The sequence below is a fragment of the Ethanoligenens harbinense YUAN-3 genome, assembly GCF_000178115.2.
Lineage (GTDB): Bacteria > Bacillota > Clostridia > Oscillospirales > Ethanoligenentaceae > Ethanoligenens > Ethanoligenens harbinense.
Map to the genome: position 1 here is coordinate 124,930 of NC_014828.1, position 15,197 is coordinate 140,126.

Here is a 15,197-nt window from a genome sequence, read left to right on the forward strand (position 1 = left end):
TATTTTATTATACGGGGGGGCCATCGTCCGCAACAAGGCTATTTACCGTATTTTTACACAACATTACACACTTTTTACGAATATTCCTTTTTAATGCCAAATGCGACGGACCGACTGCCAAAAATTGAAAAACGGGATCTCCCCTGCAAAGCGATCTATGTCTAAACGGTATAAAACCCCAAAAGTGCTTCTATACGCACGCCGCCGGAAGCGTTACATCTCTTTATGTGGATGTTTATAGCCTTTGCACCGTTTTCCTTTGGAATGCGGGAGAGCAGACACAAAACCGGCCAAACCCCTCTATACTGTATTGATGGCAACATGTGCTATGCATAAAAACACAATGCAGGGTGGTTTGACGGTGAAGAAAACAAGCATCATTCTTTTGACATACAACAATTTAGACGATACGGCGCTTTGTGTGGAAAGCATACGAAGCAACACGCCCGCTGACTCTTATGAACTCATCGTAGTGGACAATCACTCTACGGACGGTACGCCGGACTGGATTCAAGAGCAGACGGATATCCGGTTTATCCGAAATGAAAGCAATAGAGGGTTTCCTGCCGGATGCAACCAGGGTATCCAAACAGCACAAGAGGGAAACGACATCCTGCTGCTAAACAACGACACCATGGTTATGCCGAATTGGCTGCAAAATCTCCAGCGATGTCTGTACAGCCGGGAAGATGTCGGCGCCGTCGGCCCCGTGACAAATTGCTGTTCCAACGATCAGCAGATTCAAATCGACCGTTCAAAAGAAAGCAGCCTGCTTTCTTTTGCCCGCAAATTCAATCGTGCAAAACCGAATTACGAGCGTAAAATCAAGCTGGTCGGTTTTTGTCTGCTGATCAGACGCACGGTCGTCCAAAAAATCGGGCTGCTGGATGAACGGTTCTATCCCGGCAACTATGAGGATGACGACTATTCGTTTCGTATTCAACGTGCCGGATACCAATTGTTGCTTAGCAAAAATACATTTATCTATCATAAAGGAAGCGCTTCGTTCGGAAAAGACCCCAAGGCTTATCAAACAGCCTTGGAGGTCAATGCCAAAAAATTTGAAGGAAAATGGGGATTCAACGCTACCTATTCCACGTTTGTGCGGTATGATATTCTTTCGTTCATGCAGCCGAAACAAAACAGTCCGCTTCGTGTTTTGGAAGTCGGCTGTGCGTGTGGTGCGACCCTTCTGAAAATCAAAGAGCAGTTTCCCAATGCGGAAATTTACGGCATCGAGTGCAATGCGGCCTCCGCAGCCATTGCATCCAGGTTTGCCGACATCCAGAGCGTTGATATCGAGCAAGTGCAGCTTGATTACGATACGCAGACTTTCGACTATATTCTGTTTGCGGACGTATTGGAACATTTGCGGGATCCGGAGCGGGCGCTGCGAAATGTTAGGCAATATCTGAAGACAGGCGGAGCTGTTTTAGCCAGCATCCCCAACATCATGCATTATTCCGTCTTGTCCGGTTTGTTAAACGGAAATTTCACATATCAGGATGCCGGTATTCTGGACCGCACACACCTCCGGTTCTTTACCCTTGCGGAAATAATCCGGCTGTTTGCCGTATGCGGGTATACGCTTCCGGTCATACAAAGCAAACAGCTTCCGCGAAGCAGCCAAAGCAACGAATGGGTAGACCGTCTGGTTGCGGTATCCGGCGAAGAGAAACGCCAGCAGTTTGAAACATATCAATATCTGTTAAAGGCGCAGATGGGTCCGCAAACATCCGAAAAAGGAGCTGCATTCGGTTGACCACCGGCCTGCGTCCATAAACGCATTCAGCAAAGGCCCGGGTTCGCCGCGGCAGGCACTCCATCCTGCGGCAAAGCGAACCTGAACCTTTTTTTCGTTTGGGCAAAGCACGGCGGCCATTCGTTTCCTGTCCCCGATTGCGAAAACAGATATCCATCACATCTGCATTTGCGCCCATATCTGCGCGGTGCCTGGACCGCCGATTCCGGCAATACGTAACCCTTTGGAAAAAATGCAGGGAACCAATGAGCCGATTTCGTCCGGGTCCAAGGATAAAATCTGCGTGTCGTTCACGAAATGCCGGCCGTCCGGCGTATTTTGAATATGAACTTTGATGGGCGCTTCTCCAGTATTGTAAACAAAGACCGTGAGTATCCGGGCATCCCATATACCGATGACGGGCGTATACGTATAAGCGTACGGGTTGGTTTTTAAAAAAACCATTCGTTCAAAAAAGCGGCCTTTCGGCGGCATATCCATTTTGCTGCCATCGCACTTGAAGGAGTCTGCATAATTTGGAAACGATATATCCATTTTGCCACCTCTTGATGATACGGACTTTGTACCCCTCAGCGATCTGCTCAGGCATGGATGGAATGGTAGAGAAGCGCCGCTCCGAATGCGTCCAGCGTATCCATTTCTTTAACGGACCGTAACACATTTTTGACGGCCATGGAGGAAAAACCGCGTTTTTGATAAAGCCCGGCCAGATAAAGCAGCACCTTCGGTGTATTGGCATAATTGATAATCGGGAGAAGCCTTTCAAACAAATCATATGCCCCGGCCATAAGCAGCTTGTCAAAAATCAGCATACAGCCGGCCGCGACGGCGTCCCCATTGTCTGCATCGTGCAAATAGACATCCGGCGCCTGCCGGGAGATGGCATCCATTTGCAGGCAAATGCGGTAAAACAGGTCCCCGGCGCTGGATCGAATCAAGCGGAGCTGCCCGCTATGCTCTGCTGTTTCCATAAGCTGCAGCAGGGCATACAGGTAGCACGCGCTCTCTCTTTCCATACCGGCCAGAATTTGCTTTGGGGACCGTGTTTGCGACAGAATGCGGCCAAACCAGTCGCTTGCATCCTCAAAACGGCGGTCCAGAAAAGCCGCGCGCGCGTGCAGATAAAGGCGTTCCCGCTCGAATTCTCCGGTGGATTTCCAATTGGTCAGCTCCATCCGCGCGGGCGCCATGCAATGTTCATTGAGAAGGATATCAATCAAAACAATTTTGTTCGGCAGGTACTCCGGATCGGCAAAATAGGCGCGGAGCTTTCCATGTACTTCATCGGCACTGTTATACAGTTTATGCAAAGCCGTGCCGATGCGATACAAAAGGTTTGTCAGACGCGGGTTGTAGGCCAATGTTCGATTGTAATACAGGACAGCCATCTCATAATCTTCCAGTTCAAAGTACAGCTCGGCCAACTGGCATGCCGCGCGGTAGGTCCCGCATCCTTCCACAAACTGTAAGGCGGAGGGCGGTTCTCCCATCTCCAGGCAGGTTTCATAACCGCGCACGGCCATCGTATCCTTTCCGCATTTGTGCCGGCCGAAGGCTTGCAGGAACAAAAAGTCTGTTCCGTTCGGATAAATGGATAGCGCTTCTTGCAAATATCGGTCGGCCTCGTCCATCCGGTTTGCATTTTGCAGGCAATTGGCTATACGGAAGAACAGATGGGGCACATAAGCCTGTTCGGGGTTCATGTGCACATAGGCCTTCTGGTAATAGGACAAGGCTTTTCCATAATCACCCAGTGCCAGATATTCATTGCCCATATTGAATAACGTAAAGGCATTTTGGGGATCACGCCGCAATTGCTTTTCCAGGAGCGGGATGTTGCGCTTGCGCTTGCCCTTTTTGCGGATTTCCTCCTCCAGATACCCATAATGGTCGATATGGATGGGCTCGATGGAAAAACGGTTTCCGATGGGTTTTCCGTCTTTTCGGACGATTTGCTCATGGATTTCCCCTGCAAAGCAATACTCACCCGTATTGCGCAGAAGACGAAATCCATTGTGAACCGTAAAATCGCCCGCGGCATCGCCACCCAAATAGTTGCGAATGGTAAAATGCGCGCCATCCAATGTGGTTGTAGAAATCCACTGCTGCAGTTTGTCCCGATCATTAGGGTCCAGCGCCTCATCGGCGTCCAATATCAGAATCCAGTCACCTGTAGCCTTATCCAGGCAAGCGTTGCGCGCCTTGCTGAAATCGTTTTGCCATTTTTCCTGATAAACGTGCGCACCGTATTGTTTTGCAATGGTGATCGTATGATCGGTAGAACCGGTATCCACCAAAATGATTTCATTCACAAGGTGTTTCACACTGTCCAAACATCTTGAGAGATTGTTTTCCTCGTTTTTGGTAATGATGCACAGACTGAGTGTTTGTTCCTGCATAGAAACCTCTCTTTCGCCTGAAAGAATGTATATTTGTACAGAAGGAATAAGAAACGTCCGTTGCGCGTTTGCGGACAACGGACGTTTCCCGGAAAGCACGGGCAGTTTAAGACCCTTGCACGTTATAAAAGACCTGAAACGTATTCTGCCCGAGCAGAGAGTACCGTACCCTTGCGTAATTGCCCAGCTTGGTGATGGCAAGCAAAACATTCGCATTCGCTCCAACCAGTTGGCTGGCGTAGCTTGGGTCAACTGCATAATATGCGTCGTCGGCAATCGGACTGATCTCCAGAGAGACCGTGAACGGCGTGCTTCCAACATTATGGACGAAGAAGCTGCCCTCACGGATGCTGGAAATATCCAGGTTGTCGAAAGCGATGCTGGACGTGCTGGTTGTGATGGCAACACTGCCCGACGTAAATGCATATCCACTGATCAAGGCTGTAAGCGTGTCGTTGGCGATTGTGACCGCGTTGCCGACCGTCACGCTGCCGGCCACCGTCAGGCTGTCGTTGGCGATTGTGACCGCATTGCCGACCGTTACGCTGCCGGCCACCGTCAGGCTGTCGTTGGCGATTGTGACCGCGTTGCCGACCGTTACGCTGCCGGCCACCGTCAGGCTGTTGTTGGCAATCGTGACCGCGTTGCCGACCGTTACGCTGCCGGCCACCGTCAGGCTGTTGTTGGCGATGTGACCGCGTTGCCGACCGTTACGCTGCCGGCCACCGTCAGGCTGTTGTTGGCGATTGTAACCGCGTTGCCGACCGTTACGCTACCGGCCACCGTCAGGCTGTCGTTGGCGATCGTGACCGCGTTGCCGACCGTCACGCTGCCGGCCACTGTCAGGCTGTTGTTGGCGATCGTGACCGCGTTGCCGACAGCTACGCCAATATTACCGTCCGCATCGCTTTGAATGGCTTGAAAACTGGAATCCGGCGCTTGTGCGTATATACTGGTTTTTAATTGTTCGGCTTCTGTATTAAATACCAGATTGTTCATATGCTGAACTCGCTTTATCATAGATTTGAGTGCTCTGTATGGCGCTCTCTACAGCATATGCGGACACGGGGCGGTTGTCCCGTTTGTTTAGTTTGGCAGAAGAGCGTCCTCGTTCCGCCGCTCCCTATGTTCAAGGAAGCCGGACACACAGAACGCAAGGTTGCTTGAAACGTTCTCGGAAATTTGCAAATGCAAAATGAACCTGTTCGCAAACAGCAACGGCCACATACAAAAAGCCCGCTCAGGCGAACCTGAACGGGTAAAACAGGAAAACGGCGATAAACAAAATTAAACTTTCCTTGACACGGCGAGGATGCTATACTGTGAGGTATATGAACCTTTGCAGATCTCTCCGCCGGGCGGAATACGTCGCGGCCTCCCGGCAGGGCAGGCCCGCGGAGAGAATCAACGGGTCTTTTTACAACTGTACATCATGGAAACGAATCATAAAAGGAGGAGCGCCATGCTATACCCCCATGACATGGAATTTTTAGCGCAGCATCTGCCTTTTCTGGCGCGTCTGAGCGAAAACGACCGCCGTTTGATTGCTGCGGCGGGTTTGAAGTCTTCCTTTGAGAAGGGGGAGACCATCCTCAGCCGTGAAAAAGAGTGCAACGGGCTGATTGTAGTTGAAAGCGGCCAGTTACGCGCCTTTTTTGAGCTGGAAGACGGTAAGGAACTGACGCTTTACCGGCTGCTTGCAGGCGACATCTGCATTCTGAGCGCTTCCTGTGTCCTGAAAAACATCACCTTCGAGGTGACACTGGAAGTGGAAAAAGCCGGCAGCGTATATTTCATCCCGGCCGCCCTGTTGGGCAGCCTCTCCGAGCGGGAGAGCGCGGTCAAGCAGTTTACGATGGAACTGGTTTCCGAGCGCTTTTCCGAAGTGATGTGGGTGATGGAGCAGATGGTCACCAAAAACATGGGCCAGCGCGTGGCCGCCTTCCTGCTGGAGCAAACCAATCTGGAAGGCTCGCAGATCCTGACCATCACCCATGACACCATTGCAAAAAACCTGGGAACGGCCCGCGAGGTCGTTAGCCGGGTACTCAAATATATGGAAAATGACGGCGTGATTGAACTTTCTCGCGGGAAGATCACCATCACGCAGGCAAAAAAACTGCAGGAGATAAGCCACTGACGCGGAAAACAAAAAATGCCGGATCCTGCGCAATGGCAAGGCACCGGCATCCGTTCCTATGTTTTTAGAGCCTGTTCATACAACAAACAACAAAACTGCAAATCCCCTTATTTGTGGATAGGATTTTAAACGCTGACCGTGCGGAGAATGGAGAGCAGCTCGGCTCCGGATGTCACCCCGGTTCTGCGCCCCACGATCCTTCCGTCCTTGACAAACACGAGCGTGGGGATGCTCATGACCGAAAACTGCGCGGCAAGCTCGGGGTTTTCATCCACGTTCAGTTTCGCAACAACTGCGGCACCTTCGAGTTTCTCCGCGAGTTCTTCAATGACGGGAGACTGCATCCGGCAGGGCCCGCACCAGGATGCCCAGAAATCAATCAGCACCGGTTTGTCGGTGTTCAGGACCACATCTTCAAAATTGCTGCGGTTCAATGAGATGGCAGACATTGCAATCACCAATCCTTTCCTGATTCTGTTGTCAATATACCCTGTGCGCCCGCGTATTTCCGTAACATCATCACGCAGGGGCACGTTGGCAGGCGTTTTTTAAAAACAAGGAGGTCACAGTATATGGCGCACAAATTCGATCCTTCCCATCTGAAAAAACTGGATTCGGAAGAACGGCGGAACCTTTTATCCCCGGCGCAAACGCTGGTTGCGCTCGGCTTTTCGCCTGACCAGACCTTGGCCGACATCGGCTGCGGCACCGGTTTGTTCACGCTGCCGGCAGCCGAAATCAACCGCGGAAAAGGTACCGTTTACGCGGTTGACATCGCGCGGGAAATGCTCGACGAGATCGGGAAGCGCGCGGCGGCGGCCGGCCTTTCCAACATTACCACCGTGCAGGCGGATGAATACGGAACTAACCTCCCGGACGCCGCGGCCGATTTTCTCTTGGTCTGTACCGTCCTGCATGAAGTCGACGACAAAGTCCGCTGGCTGCAGGAAGCCGCGCGCATCTGCCGGAAAGGCGGCAGCATCGCTGTTATCGAATTCGATCCGTCTTTCACCGGTTTCGGTCCGCCGGCGGCTCACAGGCTGCCCAAAGACCGGACGATGGAGGCCCTGCGGGCTGCCGGGTTCACGCCCGTACAGGAAATAAACCTCCACGGCGCGTTCTATGTGATAAAAGCCGCCCGGAAATAACCGCCGGAAAGCCGCGTTACCTCCCGTTCCATGCGGAAGCCGTCTGCCTTACGCCCCATGAAAAAACGGCCTTCCGCCATGTTCGGCACCCTACGGCCGCTGTCGTACGTGACAATGTTACGGAATGAACCGTTCGATTTCCATATACTCAAATCAACGGGAAGCGCGGCGGGACATTCCCACGTGCATCCGCAAGACGGCACATTGGTTTAGACCGAACAGATCCGGAGGGGGTACTCATGTTGAAAGTTTTGATTGTCGGGGGTGTTGCGGGCGGCGCGTCGGCGGCTGCCCGCCTGCGCAGGAACGATGAACACGCGCAGATCGTCCTGTTCGAACGGGGCGACTATATTTCATTCGCCAACTGCGGCCTGCCCTATTATATAGGCGATGTCATCCAGGAAAAATCCAAGCTTACGCTGCAGACGCCCGAAAGTTTCCGGGAACGTTTCCGTGTAGATGTGCGGGTGGGCAGCGAAGTCACGGCCATCGACCCGAAAAACAAGCAGGTGACTGTCCGGCGGACATCCGACGGTTCCACCTATCAGGAAGGTTACGACAAATTGCTCCTCTCGCCGGGCGCGGAACCGCTGCGCCCGCGTCTGCCCGGGTTCGACAGCAAAAAGGTCTTCACGCTGCGCAACATCCCGGACACCTACGCCATTAAAGACTTTTGCGACACCGCCAAGCCCAAACGAGCCGTCATCATCGGAGGCGGCTACATCGGGATCGAAGTGGCGGAAAATCTGCACCATCTGGGCATCCATGTCACCATCATCCAGATGACCGACCACATCCTTCCGCCGGCGGACGCGGATATGGCGGCGCAGCTGCACAACCATCTGCGTGAGAAAGGCGTCGCGCTCCGGCTAAACACCAGCGTACAGGAGATCAAGGAGACAAAAGACGGCCTTACGTTCAGCCTGTCGGACAACACGACGCTGTGCGCGGATTTTGCCATCCTGTCGGCGGGCGTGAAACCGGAATCCAAGCTGGCCAAAGACGCGGGGCTGAAAACCGGGCTGCGCGACGCTATCCTGGTGGACGACACGCTCAAGACCAGCAACAATGATATCTACGCGGTGGGCGACGCCATCCAGGTGACCGACTGGGCCAGCGGCACGCCCGCGTATATCCCGCTGGCCTCGCCCGCCAACAAACAGGGGCGCATCGCCGCGGACAATATCTGCGGCGGCAACCTCAAATACGAAGGCTCGCAGGGTTCCTCGGTGCTGAAAGTGTTCGACCTGTCCTTCGCGTCCACCGGGTTGTCCGAGGAGCGGCTGAAAGCAACCGCCACGCCGTATCTCAAATCGTATACCTACTCCTCGTCCAACGCCTCGTATTATCCAGGAGGGCTGCCGATCAGCATCAAGCTGCTGTTCGCACCAGATACCGGCCGCATTCTGGGTGCGCAGGCCATTGGATATACCGGTGTGGACAAACGCATCGACGTCATCGCCACCGTTCTTCGCCTCGGCGGCACGGTAAACGACCTGACAAGACTGGAACTGTGCTACGCGCCGCCGTTCTCCTCCGCAAAAGACCCGGTGAACATGGCCGGATACACTGCGGAAAACATCCTGCAAAAACGCGTCCGGCCCTTCTATGCCGAGAATGTCGCGGACATCGACCTGAAGAAGGCCACGCTGTTGGACGTGCGCACCAAAGAGGAGTTTGAGGGCGGCAGCATTCCCGGCGCCGTCAACATCCCGCTCGACAGTCTGCGCGAAGAACTGGGCCAGCTGCGCAAGGATCAGCCTGTCTATCTGTTTTGCCAGATCGGGCTGCGCGGCTATCTGGCGTCCCGCATCCTCATGCAGAGCGGCTTTGGGCATGTCGAAAACCTCAGCGGCGGCTACCGCCTGTGGAATGAGATTCAGAAAGACCACACAGCCCCCGCCGAATCTCAGGACTGCGGCTGTCCGGATGAAGCCGCCGCCACCTGCGCCCCCTGCAAGCCATCCGGGAAAACCATTGTGGTGGATGCCTGTGGCCTGAGCTGCCCCGGTCCCATCCTGGAAGTGAACAAGGCGTTGAAAGAAGCCTGCGACGGAGAAGTGCTGGCTGTGAAAGCGACCGACCCGGCGTTTTTCAGCGACATCCAAGGCTTCTGCAAACGCACCGGCAACCTGCTGATCGACTCGCATTTCGACGGCAGACAGTTTTGTGCCACCCTCCAGAAACACAGCGCCGCCCCGGCCTGCGAGGCACCGGCGGATTCCGGGAACGATAAGAGCATCATCGTTTTTTCCGGAGACCTTGATAAAGCAATCGCCGCTTTCATCATTGCCAACGGGGCGGCCGCCATGGGACGCAAAGTGCATATGTTCTTCACGTTCTGGGGGCTGAATATCCTGCGCAAGCCGGAAAAAACGTCCGTCAGAAAAGACTTCATCTCTAGTATGTTCGGTCGGATGATGCCGCGCGGTTCCCGGAGACTGGGGCTGTCCAAACTCAACATGGGCGGCATGGGTCCAAAACTCATCCGCTCCGTGATGCAGAACAAAAACATCAGTTCGCTCGAAGACCTGATGAAGGAAGCCATCAAAAACGGCGTGGAGATCACGGCGTGCACCATGTCCATGGATGTGATGGGCATCAAGCAGGAAGAACTGATCGACGGTATCAAAAGCGGCGGCGTCGCGACGTTCCTGGCCAACGCGGAAGAATCCGACACCAACCTGTTTATCTGATTCAGGGGTACAGCAGTTCCAAACCCACACTGAAGCAGACGGGGAGACGCCCCTTCTAAAATCTTCACCGCCGCTTCACATCCTGTTCACAGGTCGCTTGTATCATAAGAATATGCTTTTTGATTCTTTTCCCCCCTCTTTTTCAAGGACTTTGTATTCTGTCGTTTATCCCCCGGTATCAGCCGGGGGATTTTTTTGTGCTTTTCCGCCGAATTGGTTCACAGATCAAACGTCGGTGCATGAAAACCGAAATGCTCGCGCTTGTACGCCAGCAGATACGCGGAAATCTCCGTGTGTTTCGCCTCCGCGGCCATTTGGGTGAGGTCGCCGATCGCATCTTCCCCGATCAGCCCCAGCGCGCCGAGCGCGCGCACCGGGAGCAGGTCCGCGCGCGCCAGGAAAAGCCGCATCGCCTCGCGCAGGTGTTCCGTCAGAAACGAGCGGTAGGCCTCCATCTCGCCGGACTCGGGCAGATACGGTGAAACCAGCCGTTCAAGCGCCATTAACACCTTTGCATCCGTATCATCAATTTTTTGAAACAACGAAAAATAACGCGAAAACAGGGCGTGCACCCCCTGCCCGTCCGCATGGAACACCGTGCGGAACGACGCGCCGCAGGAAACCGGCAGATAGACCGTGAGCGCCGTACAGGTATTGCCGTATAGAGCCGTGTGTGCCCGCCATGCCGGCGCGGTCCTGTTCACACCGGCCAACAGGCCGCGCACGACCACATAGTCCAGCGCTTTGCAAAGTTCGAACACGCCGTTGCCCAATTCGGTGATACGGCTGTGCAGCTCCGCCCGCCGCAAAGCCGGGCAGCCCTCAAACGAGCCGTCGCCGATGCGCGTTACACTGTCCGGCAGCACCACCCCCTCCATCTCCCGGCAGCGCTCGAATACCTCGGCGCAGACGGCGGTGATGGAAGTCGGCACCATCACCCATTTTGCGCGGCCAGTATAGCGCAGCAAATTGCCGTTGATGGCGAAAAAATCGCCCGGATCATCCTCCAGCCACGGCGCGCCGGCAAAGGCGTCGCCGCCCACGGTCTGCACCCCCTTGCCCACTGTGACCGTCTCCAGGCCGGTGCAGTCGAGGAACGCGCCCTCCCCGATGGAGGCCACACTGTCCGGCAGGGTGATGGTTTCCAGCCCCACGCAACCCTCGAACGCCCACCCGCCGATGCGCACCACCCCATCCGGGATGGTGACCGCGCACAGCGCGGAGCAATTCGAGAACGTTTTATCGCCGATCTCCCGGATGCCGGACGGGAGTTCAAGCCGTTTGATGCTCTTGCAGAACTCGAATGCCTTGCCGCCGAGTGTGGTGAGCGTGGGCGGCAGCGCGATGTCCCTCAGGCGGATGCAGCTGCGAAACGCGCTGCGCCCGATGGATTCCAGCCCTTCCGGCAGCGCTACGCTCTCCAGCAGCTGGCAGCGGTTGAACGCCCAGTGCCCCACCGACTTCAGCCCGGCGGGCAGAATAATGCGTTTGACATGCTTGCTCTCACTGAACGCATTGTCGAAGATCGCCGTTACGCCCTCGGGCACACGAACCTCCTCCTCTGCGCCCACATACCGCCGGATGATCCCGTTTTCGATTTCAAATGCCATGCTTTCCAGACCTCTGCCTTATAAAAAATCCCCACTTCACAGGGTTTCTTCGTTTTCCGGTGTGTGGAACTCTTCCCGCAGCTTCTGCATCTTGAGCAGGATATCGTTTTGCCGCTCGAACAGCAGCGCTTCCTTGTTGTGCGCGTAATAGCGCTCGCAACCGTAGGTGGCGATAAAGCGTGCGGCGTCGGGGCTGAGCGTCAGGTTGGTGACGAGGATGAGCATTTCTTGCCCCTCGCCGTAGGCCTGCTCGGCGAACGCAAACAGGGCGTCCAGCCGCCCGCGCACCGTTTCGGACTGTGTTTTCAGTCCGCGGGCGCGCTCCTCAAAGCCGGCGCGCACCACACCGAAGCAGTCTGTGCCGCAACCGGCGCGCGCTACCGCGTCGCGCAGGTCCTCCAGCGCGTCAACCACGGCACCGGCCACCTGCTTTTTCTCACGCAAAAGTGTGTTGGCCCGGCGGGCTGTCTCGACCGCCTGCCGCTGCTCCGCAATGCATTGTTCAAAAACCTCCGCATACCGCTCCGGGGTCTCGGTGAGCGCGGGCTTGACCGTTTTCAGAACGCCGTATACCGCCGTTACCACATCCTCGGTGCGCAGGCAGCGGCGGATGTCGCCACTTACCGCGTCCACCAGCATGCCGATAAGCGAAAGTTTTTCATCAAACCGCGCTTCTCCCGCCGTGCGCGCCAACGCTTCCTCCGCCTTGCCTTTGAGTATGGTTTCAACCCCATACTCCTGCTTGTATTTTTTATACAGCTCGTAATAGACTGCGAAATCCCGCGCGATGTCGGGGTGTTGGATATACTGCGCGGTGAGCGCCTCATCCACCGGAATGCCCAGCCGCTCATACAACGTCATCATCTGGGAAAGGTCTTCCCAGCCGCGCGCGGTAACGAAGCTTTTACCCTCCACCGTAGACTGAACGGCATAAAAATGGTCTTTCTTAATATCCAGATAGCTGAGGACGGCGCCATGCACCCCGCTCTGATAGGCGTACTCTTTCCAAACGGTATAATCCGGTTCGACGATTACTTTCTTCAGCCGGTCGAGGGTGGCCACGTCGAATTCCCGCACCGAATTGTTGTATTCCGGCGGATTACCGGCCGCCACCACCACCCAGCCGTCGGGAATGCGGTGCCGCCCGAATACTTTATATTGCAAAAATTGCAGCATGGCGGGTGCGAGCGTTTCCGAAACGCAGTTGATCTCGTCGAGAAACAGCAGACCCTCGCGGATGCCGGATTTTTCCGCCGTTTCGTATACGGAGGCAATGATTTCACTCATGGTATATTCGGAGACGGTATATTCCGTGCCGTCGTACGTCCTGTGCTCGATGAACGGCAGCCCGACTGCGCTCTGCCTGGTGTGGTGCGTCATGGAATAGGCGACCAGATTGATGCCCATCTCGCGGGCGACCTGCTCCATGACGGCGGTCTTGCCGATGCCCGGCGCGCCGATGAGCAGAATGGGCCGCTGTTTTTCGGCGCTGATGCAGTAATCGCCGAACGCGTCTTTGGTGAGGTATGCCCGCACGGCATTCTGAATCTGCTGTTTCGCTTCTTTGATGTTCATATCGCTGCCTCTTTTTCATCGCCCCCGCGGGCGTTCTGTTGCGCATCCGTCTCCGGCTGTTCGACCAGGTCGTAGAGTTCTTCCTCCGTCATTCGCACGGGGATGACCCAAGAGGGCACCTTTCGCTCCTCGTCGTCGCCCAGAAACACAAACGCGGTGTCATAGGGCGGCTTTTTCAGGGGAAACACGCCGTAGCCGTCCGAAAAATAGACCAGGCCACGCAGGTCGAAAAACGCATGTTTGGCAAGCAGGTCGTCGATGTAGGCGAACACGGGACGAAAATCCGTGCCGCCGAAGCCGTGCAGCTTCTGCTCCGCGATGTACCGTTCGAGATCCGCCTCGCAGGTGATAAGGACATCGGACTGGATCTCGGCGTCGCACTGGATGATATGGATATTCAGCCGCCGGAAAAAGCATTCCTGCTGCTTGAGGATGGAATAGGTCTTGCGCACAAAGCCCTGCACCAACTCCCCCGAGCAGGACGCCGACGTGTCGATGGCAATGACGAATTCCCGTACCTTGCGGACTTCCTTGTATTCCAGCGGCTCGATGAGCGGCATGTTGCCGTATCGTTCCAGGCCGTGGGTGTAAAAAATGTAATCGAACTCGTCGTCGTTCACTTTCATCTGCTCGCCGCGTGTGGAAAAGCGGCGCAGGAACGCGCTGTAATCGCATTTGTCCCGGTTGGCGCCCCGGATGCTTTGAAGCAGGCTGCCGCTTTCTTCCCCCCAACGGCGGGAGGTGGTCTCCAGGTCGGTCTGCATCCGGCGGCTGATCTGTTTCCAGAGCGCGAACAGGCCGTCTTCCCTGGGAGCGGGCAGTTTCATGGGTGATTCCTCCTCGCCGCCGTCCTTGCCGCCCGCCTGTCCGTCATTGCCCTCGCCGGTGCCGCCGCTTTCCTGCCCGGGGGTGTTTTCTGTCTGAGACTGATTCGCATCGCCCGACGGATCACCGCCGCCGGGGGATGGCGGTGCCTGCCCGCTTGGGGTTTCCGTCTTGTCGGAGGGGGTGTCTGCGTTGTTCCCGTCACCGGGCTGCGGTTTATCCTGTCCCGGTTCGCCGCCGCCCGCACCCTCTTTTTCGCGGCGGTTCTCGCTTTTGGCGTCGCTTTCGCCGCCGCTTCCGGCGTCCTGTTCGGACGCCTGCCCCTGCTCGACAACGTTTTGATCGCCGGTGCGCGTGTGCTCCTCCCGCTCGTCGCGGGCATACCACCCGATGTGGTCGTCGTGGTAAAACAACTGCCGCAGGCGGGAGGCGCTGTCGTCATCCAGCCCCTCGCGCGCAAAATAACGATAGAGCCCCTCGGCCGAAAGGGAACGCACCGGCCCGCGCAGCTCGGTCAGCACCTGCTCCGCCGCCGTTTCATGGACACGCCCCGTGGGGAACACATCCAGTTCGTTCAGTGTGTTTTCCACCGCGATGTCCACTGCGAGGTTCCACCACGCGGGCCGCACCTGCCCAAGGAAAAACGGGTGGCGCAGTACGCAGTGGAACACCAGATGCAAACAGTCCCGCGCCAGCCGGTCGGCGCTTTCCTCATACCGCTGCAAAATGAAACGGGGATTATAGAACAGGTGTTTACCGTCGGTGGCGATGCGGCCGATGTCGTCCTGCCTTGCAAACGGCAGATGCCCGAGCGCCGCGTCCAGAAAACGCAGCTTGACAAACATCGCGCTGCGTGTCAGCCCCAGTATCTCGCGGGCCAGCGGGTCCGCCCGGTCCAGAAACGATGCGTCTTTCTCGTCTTTCATGCGTTTTCCACCCCCCGCGGGCGGTATACGCCCATTATAAACGGTCTTTTCGATGGCGGCTATTGCAGCACTGCCGAAATATGCTGCCAAAAAACGCGTCCGCAAAAAAGCGGGCG

The 15,197-nt window shown here is 55.9% G+C and carries 12 protein-coding genes; 4 read left to right on the forward strand and 8 right to left on the reverse strand.

The annotated features are described in order from the left end of the window. The first annotated feature begins 361 nt into the window (after positions 1–361). A complete protein-coding gene (locus tag ETHHA_RS00615; protein WP_198009334.1) occupies positions 362–1,762 on the forward strand; it encodes a glycosyltransferase in 1,401 nt (466 codons plus the stop codon). A 156-nt stretch (positions 1,763–1,918) separates the two neighbouring features. Here the strand turns inward: ETHHA_RS00615 and ETHHA_RS00620 are convergent, their stop codons facing one another. The 4 genes from ETHHA_RS00620 to ETHHA_RS00635 form a co-directional block, all read right to left on the reverse strand. Further along, the gene (locus tag ETHHA_RS00620) at positions 1,919–2,296 is read right to left on the reverse strand and encodes a DUF6385 domain-containing protein (RefSeq protein WP_013484091.1); all 378 of its coding nucleotides are present in this window, start codon (positions 2,294–2,296) and stop codon (positions 1,919–1,921) included. Between the two features lie 47 nt (positions 2,297–2,343). After that, entirely contained in the window at positions 2,344–4,161 is a 1,818-nt protein-coding gene (locus ETHHA_RS00625) for a glycosyltransferase (protein ID WP_013484092.1), read from the reverse strand. 106 nt (positions 4,162–4,267) lie between these two features. Beyond that, entirely contained in the window at positions 4,268–4,831 is a 564-nt protein-coding gene (locus ETHHA_RS15740; protein WP_041686557.1) for a DUF6385 domain-containing protein, read from the reverse strand. 2 nt (positions 4,832–4,833) lie between these two features. Then, the gene (locus ETHHA_RS00635) at positions 4,834–5,160 is read right to left on the reverse strand and encodes a hypothetical protein (protein ID WP_041686558.1); all 327 of its coding nucleotides are present in this window, start codon (positions 5,158–5,160) and stop codon (positions 4,834–4,836) included. A 463-nt stretch (positions 5,161–5,623) separates the two neighbouring features. On the opposite strand from ETHHA_RS00635, the gene ETHHA_RS00640 reads away from it, so the two are divergent. Then, entirely contained in the window at positions 5,624–6,301 is a 678-nt protein-coding gene (locus ETHHA_RS00640) for a Crp/Fnr family transcriptional regulator (protein WP_013484093.1), read from the forward strand. 125 nt (positions 6,302–6,426) lie between these two features. On the opposite strand, the gene trxA is transcribed toward ETHHA_RS00640, so the two are convergent. Beyond that, positions 6,427–6,750 (reverse strand): thioredoxin, encoded by a 324-nt coding sequence (gene trxA / locus ETHHA_RS00645; protein ID WP_013484094.1) that lies wholly within the window; start codon positions 6,748–6,750, stop codon positions 6,427–6,429. A gap of 69 nt (positions 6,751–6,819) precedes the next feature. On the opposite strand from trxA, the gene ETHHA_RS00650 reads away from it, so the two are divergent. Both ETHHA_RS00650 and ETHHA_RS00655 read left to right on the forward strand, forming a co-directional pair. Continuing rightward, positions 6,820–7,449 (forward strand): class I SAM-dependent methyltransferase, encoded by a 630-nt coding sequence (locus ETHHA_RS00650; RefSeq protein ID WP_278244198.1) that lies wholly within the window; start codon positions 6,820–6,822, stop codon positions 7,447–7,449. A gap of 239 nt (positions 7,450–7,688) precedes the next feature. Further along, a complete protein-coding gene (locus ETHHA_RS00655; protein ID WP_013484096.1) occupies positions 7,689–10,145 on the forward strand; it encodes a DsrE/DsrF/DrsH-like family protein in 2,457 nt (818 codons plus the stop codon). A 218-nt stretch (positions 10,146–10,363) separates the two neighbouring features. On the opposite strand, the gene ETHHA_RS00660 is transcribed toward ETHHA_RS00655, so the two are convergent. The 3 genes from ETHHA_RS00660 to ETHHA_RS00670 are packed head-to-tail and all read right to left on the reverse strand — an operon-like array spanning position 10,364 to position 15,081. Continuing rightward, on the reverse strand, positions 10,364–11,755 hold the full coding sequence (locus tag ETHHA_RS00660; protein ID WP_013484097.1) for a leucine-rich repeat domain-containing protein: 1,392 nt from the start codon (positions 11,753–11,755) through the stop codon (positions 10,364–10,366). A 36-nt stretch (positions 11,756–11,791) separates the two neighbouring features. Then, positions 11,792–13,330: an ATP-binding protein gene (locus ETHHA_RS00665; RefSeq protein ID WP_013484098.1), complete on the reverse strand. Its 1,539-nt coding sequence runs from the start codon at positions 13,328–13,330 to the stop codon at positions 11,792–11,794. Beyond that, entirely contained in the window at positions 13,327–15,081 is a 1,755-nt protein-coding gene (locus tag ETHHA_RS00670) for a DUF2201 family putative metallopeptidase (RefSeq protein WP_013484099.1), read from the reverse strand. The genes ETHHA_RS00665 and ETHHA_RS00670 overlap by 4 nt, the downstream gene beginning before the upstream one ends. Between the last annotated feature and the right edge of the window lie 116 nt (positions 15,082–15,197).

Excerpts from the sequence above, each read along its gene's own strand:
- ETHHA_RS00635 (WP_041686558.1), bottom strand. The coding sequence starts at position 5,160 with ATGAACAATCTGGTATTTAATACAGAAGCCGAACAATTAAAAACCAGT.
- ETHHA_RS00670 (WP_013484099.1), bottom strand. The coding sequence starts at position 15,081 with ATGAAAGACGAGAAAGACGCATCGTTTCTGGACCGGGCGGACCCGCTG.
- ETHHA_RS00655 (WP_013484096.1), top strand. The coding sequence starts at position 7,689 with ATGTTGAAAGTTTTGATTGTCGGGGGTGTTGCGGGCGGCGCGTCGGCG.
- ETHHA_RS00625 (WP_013484092.1), bottom strand. The coding sequence starts at position 4,161 with ATGCAGGAACAAACACTCAGTCTGTGCATCATTACCAAAAACGAGGAA.
- ETHHA_RS00665 (WP_013484098.1), bottom strand. The coding sequence starts at position 13,330 with ATGAACATCAAAGAAGCGAAACAGCAGATTCAGAATGCCGTGCGGGCA.
- ETHHA_RS00660 (WP_013484097.1), bottom strand. The coding sequence starts at position 11,755 with ATGGCATTTGAAATCGAAAACGGGATCATCCGGCGGTATGTGGGCGCA.
- ETHHA_RS00620 (WP_013484091.1), bottom strand. The coding sequence starts at position 2,296 with ATGGATATATCGTTTCCAAATTATGCAGACTCCTTCAAGTGCGATGGC.
- trxA (WP_013484094.1), bottom strand. The coding sequence starts at position 6,750 with ATGTCTGCCATCTCATTGAACCGCAGCAATTTTGAAGATGTGGTCCTG.
- ETHHA_RS00640 (WP_013484093.1), top strand. The coding sequence starts at position 5,624 with ATGCTATACCCCCATGACATGGAATTTTTAGCGCAGCATCTGCCTTTT.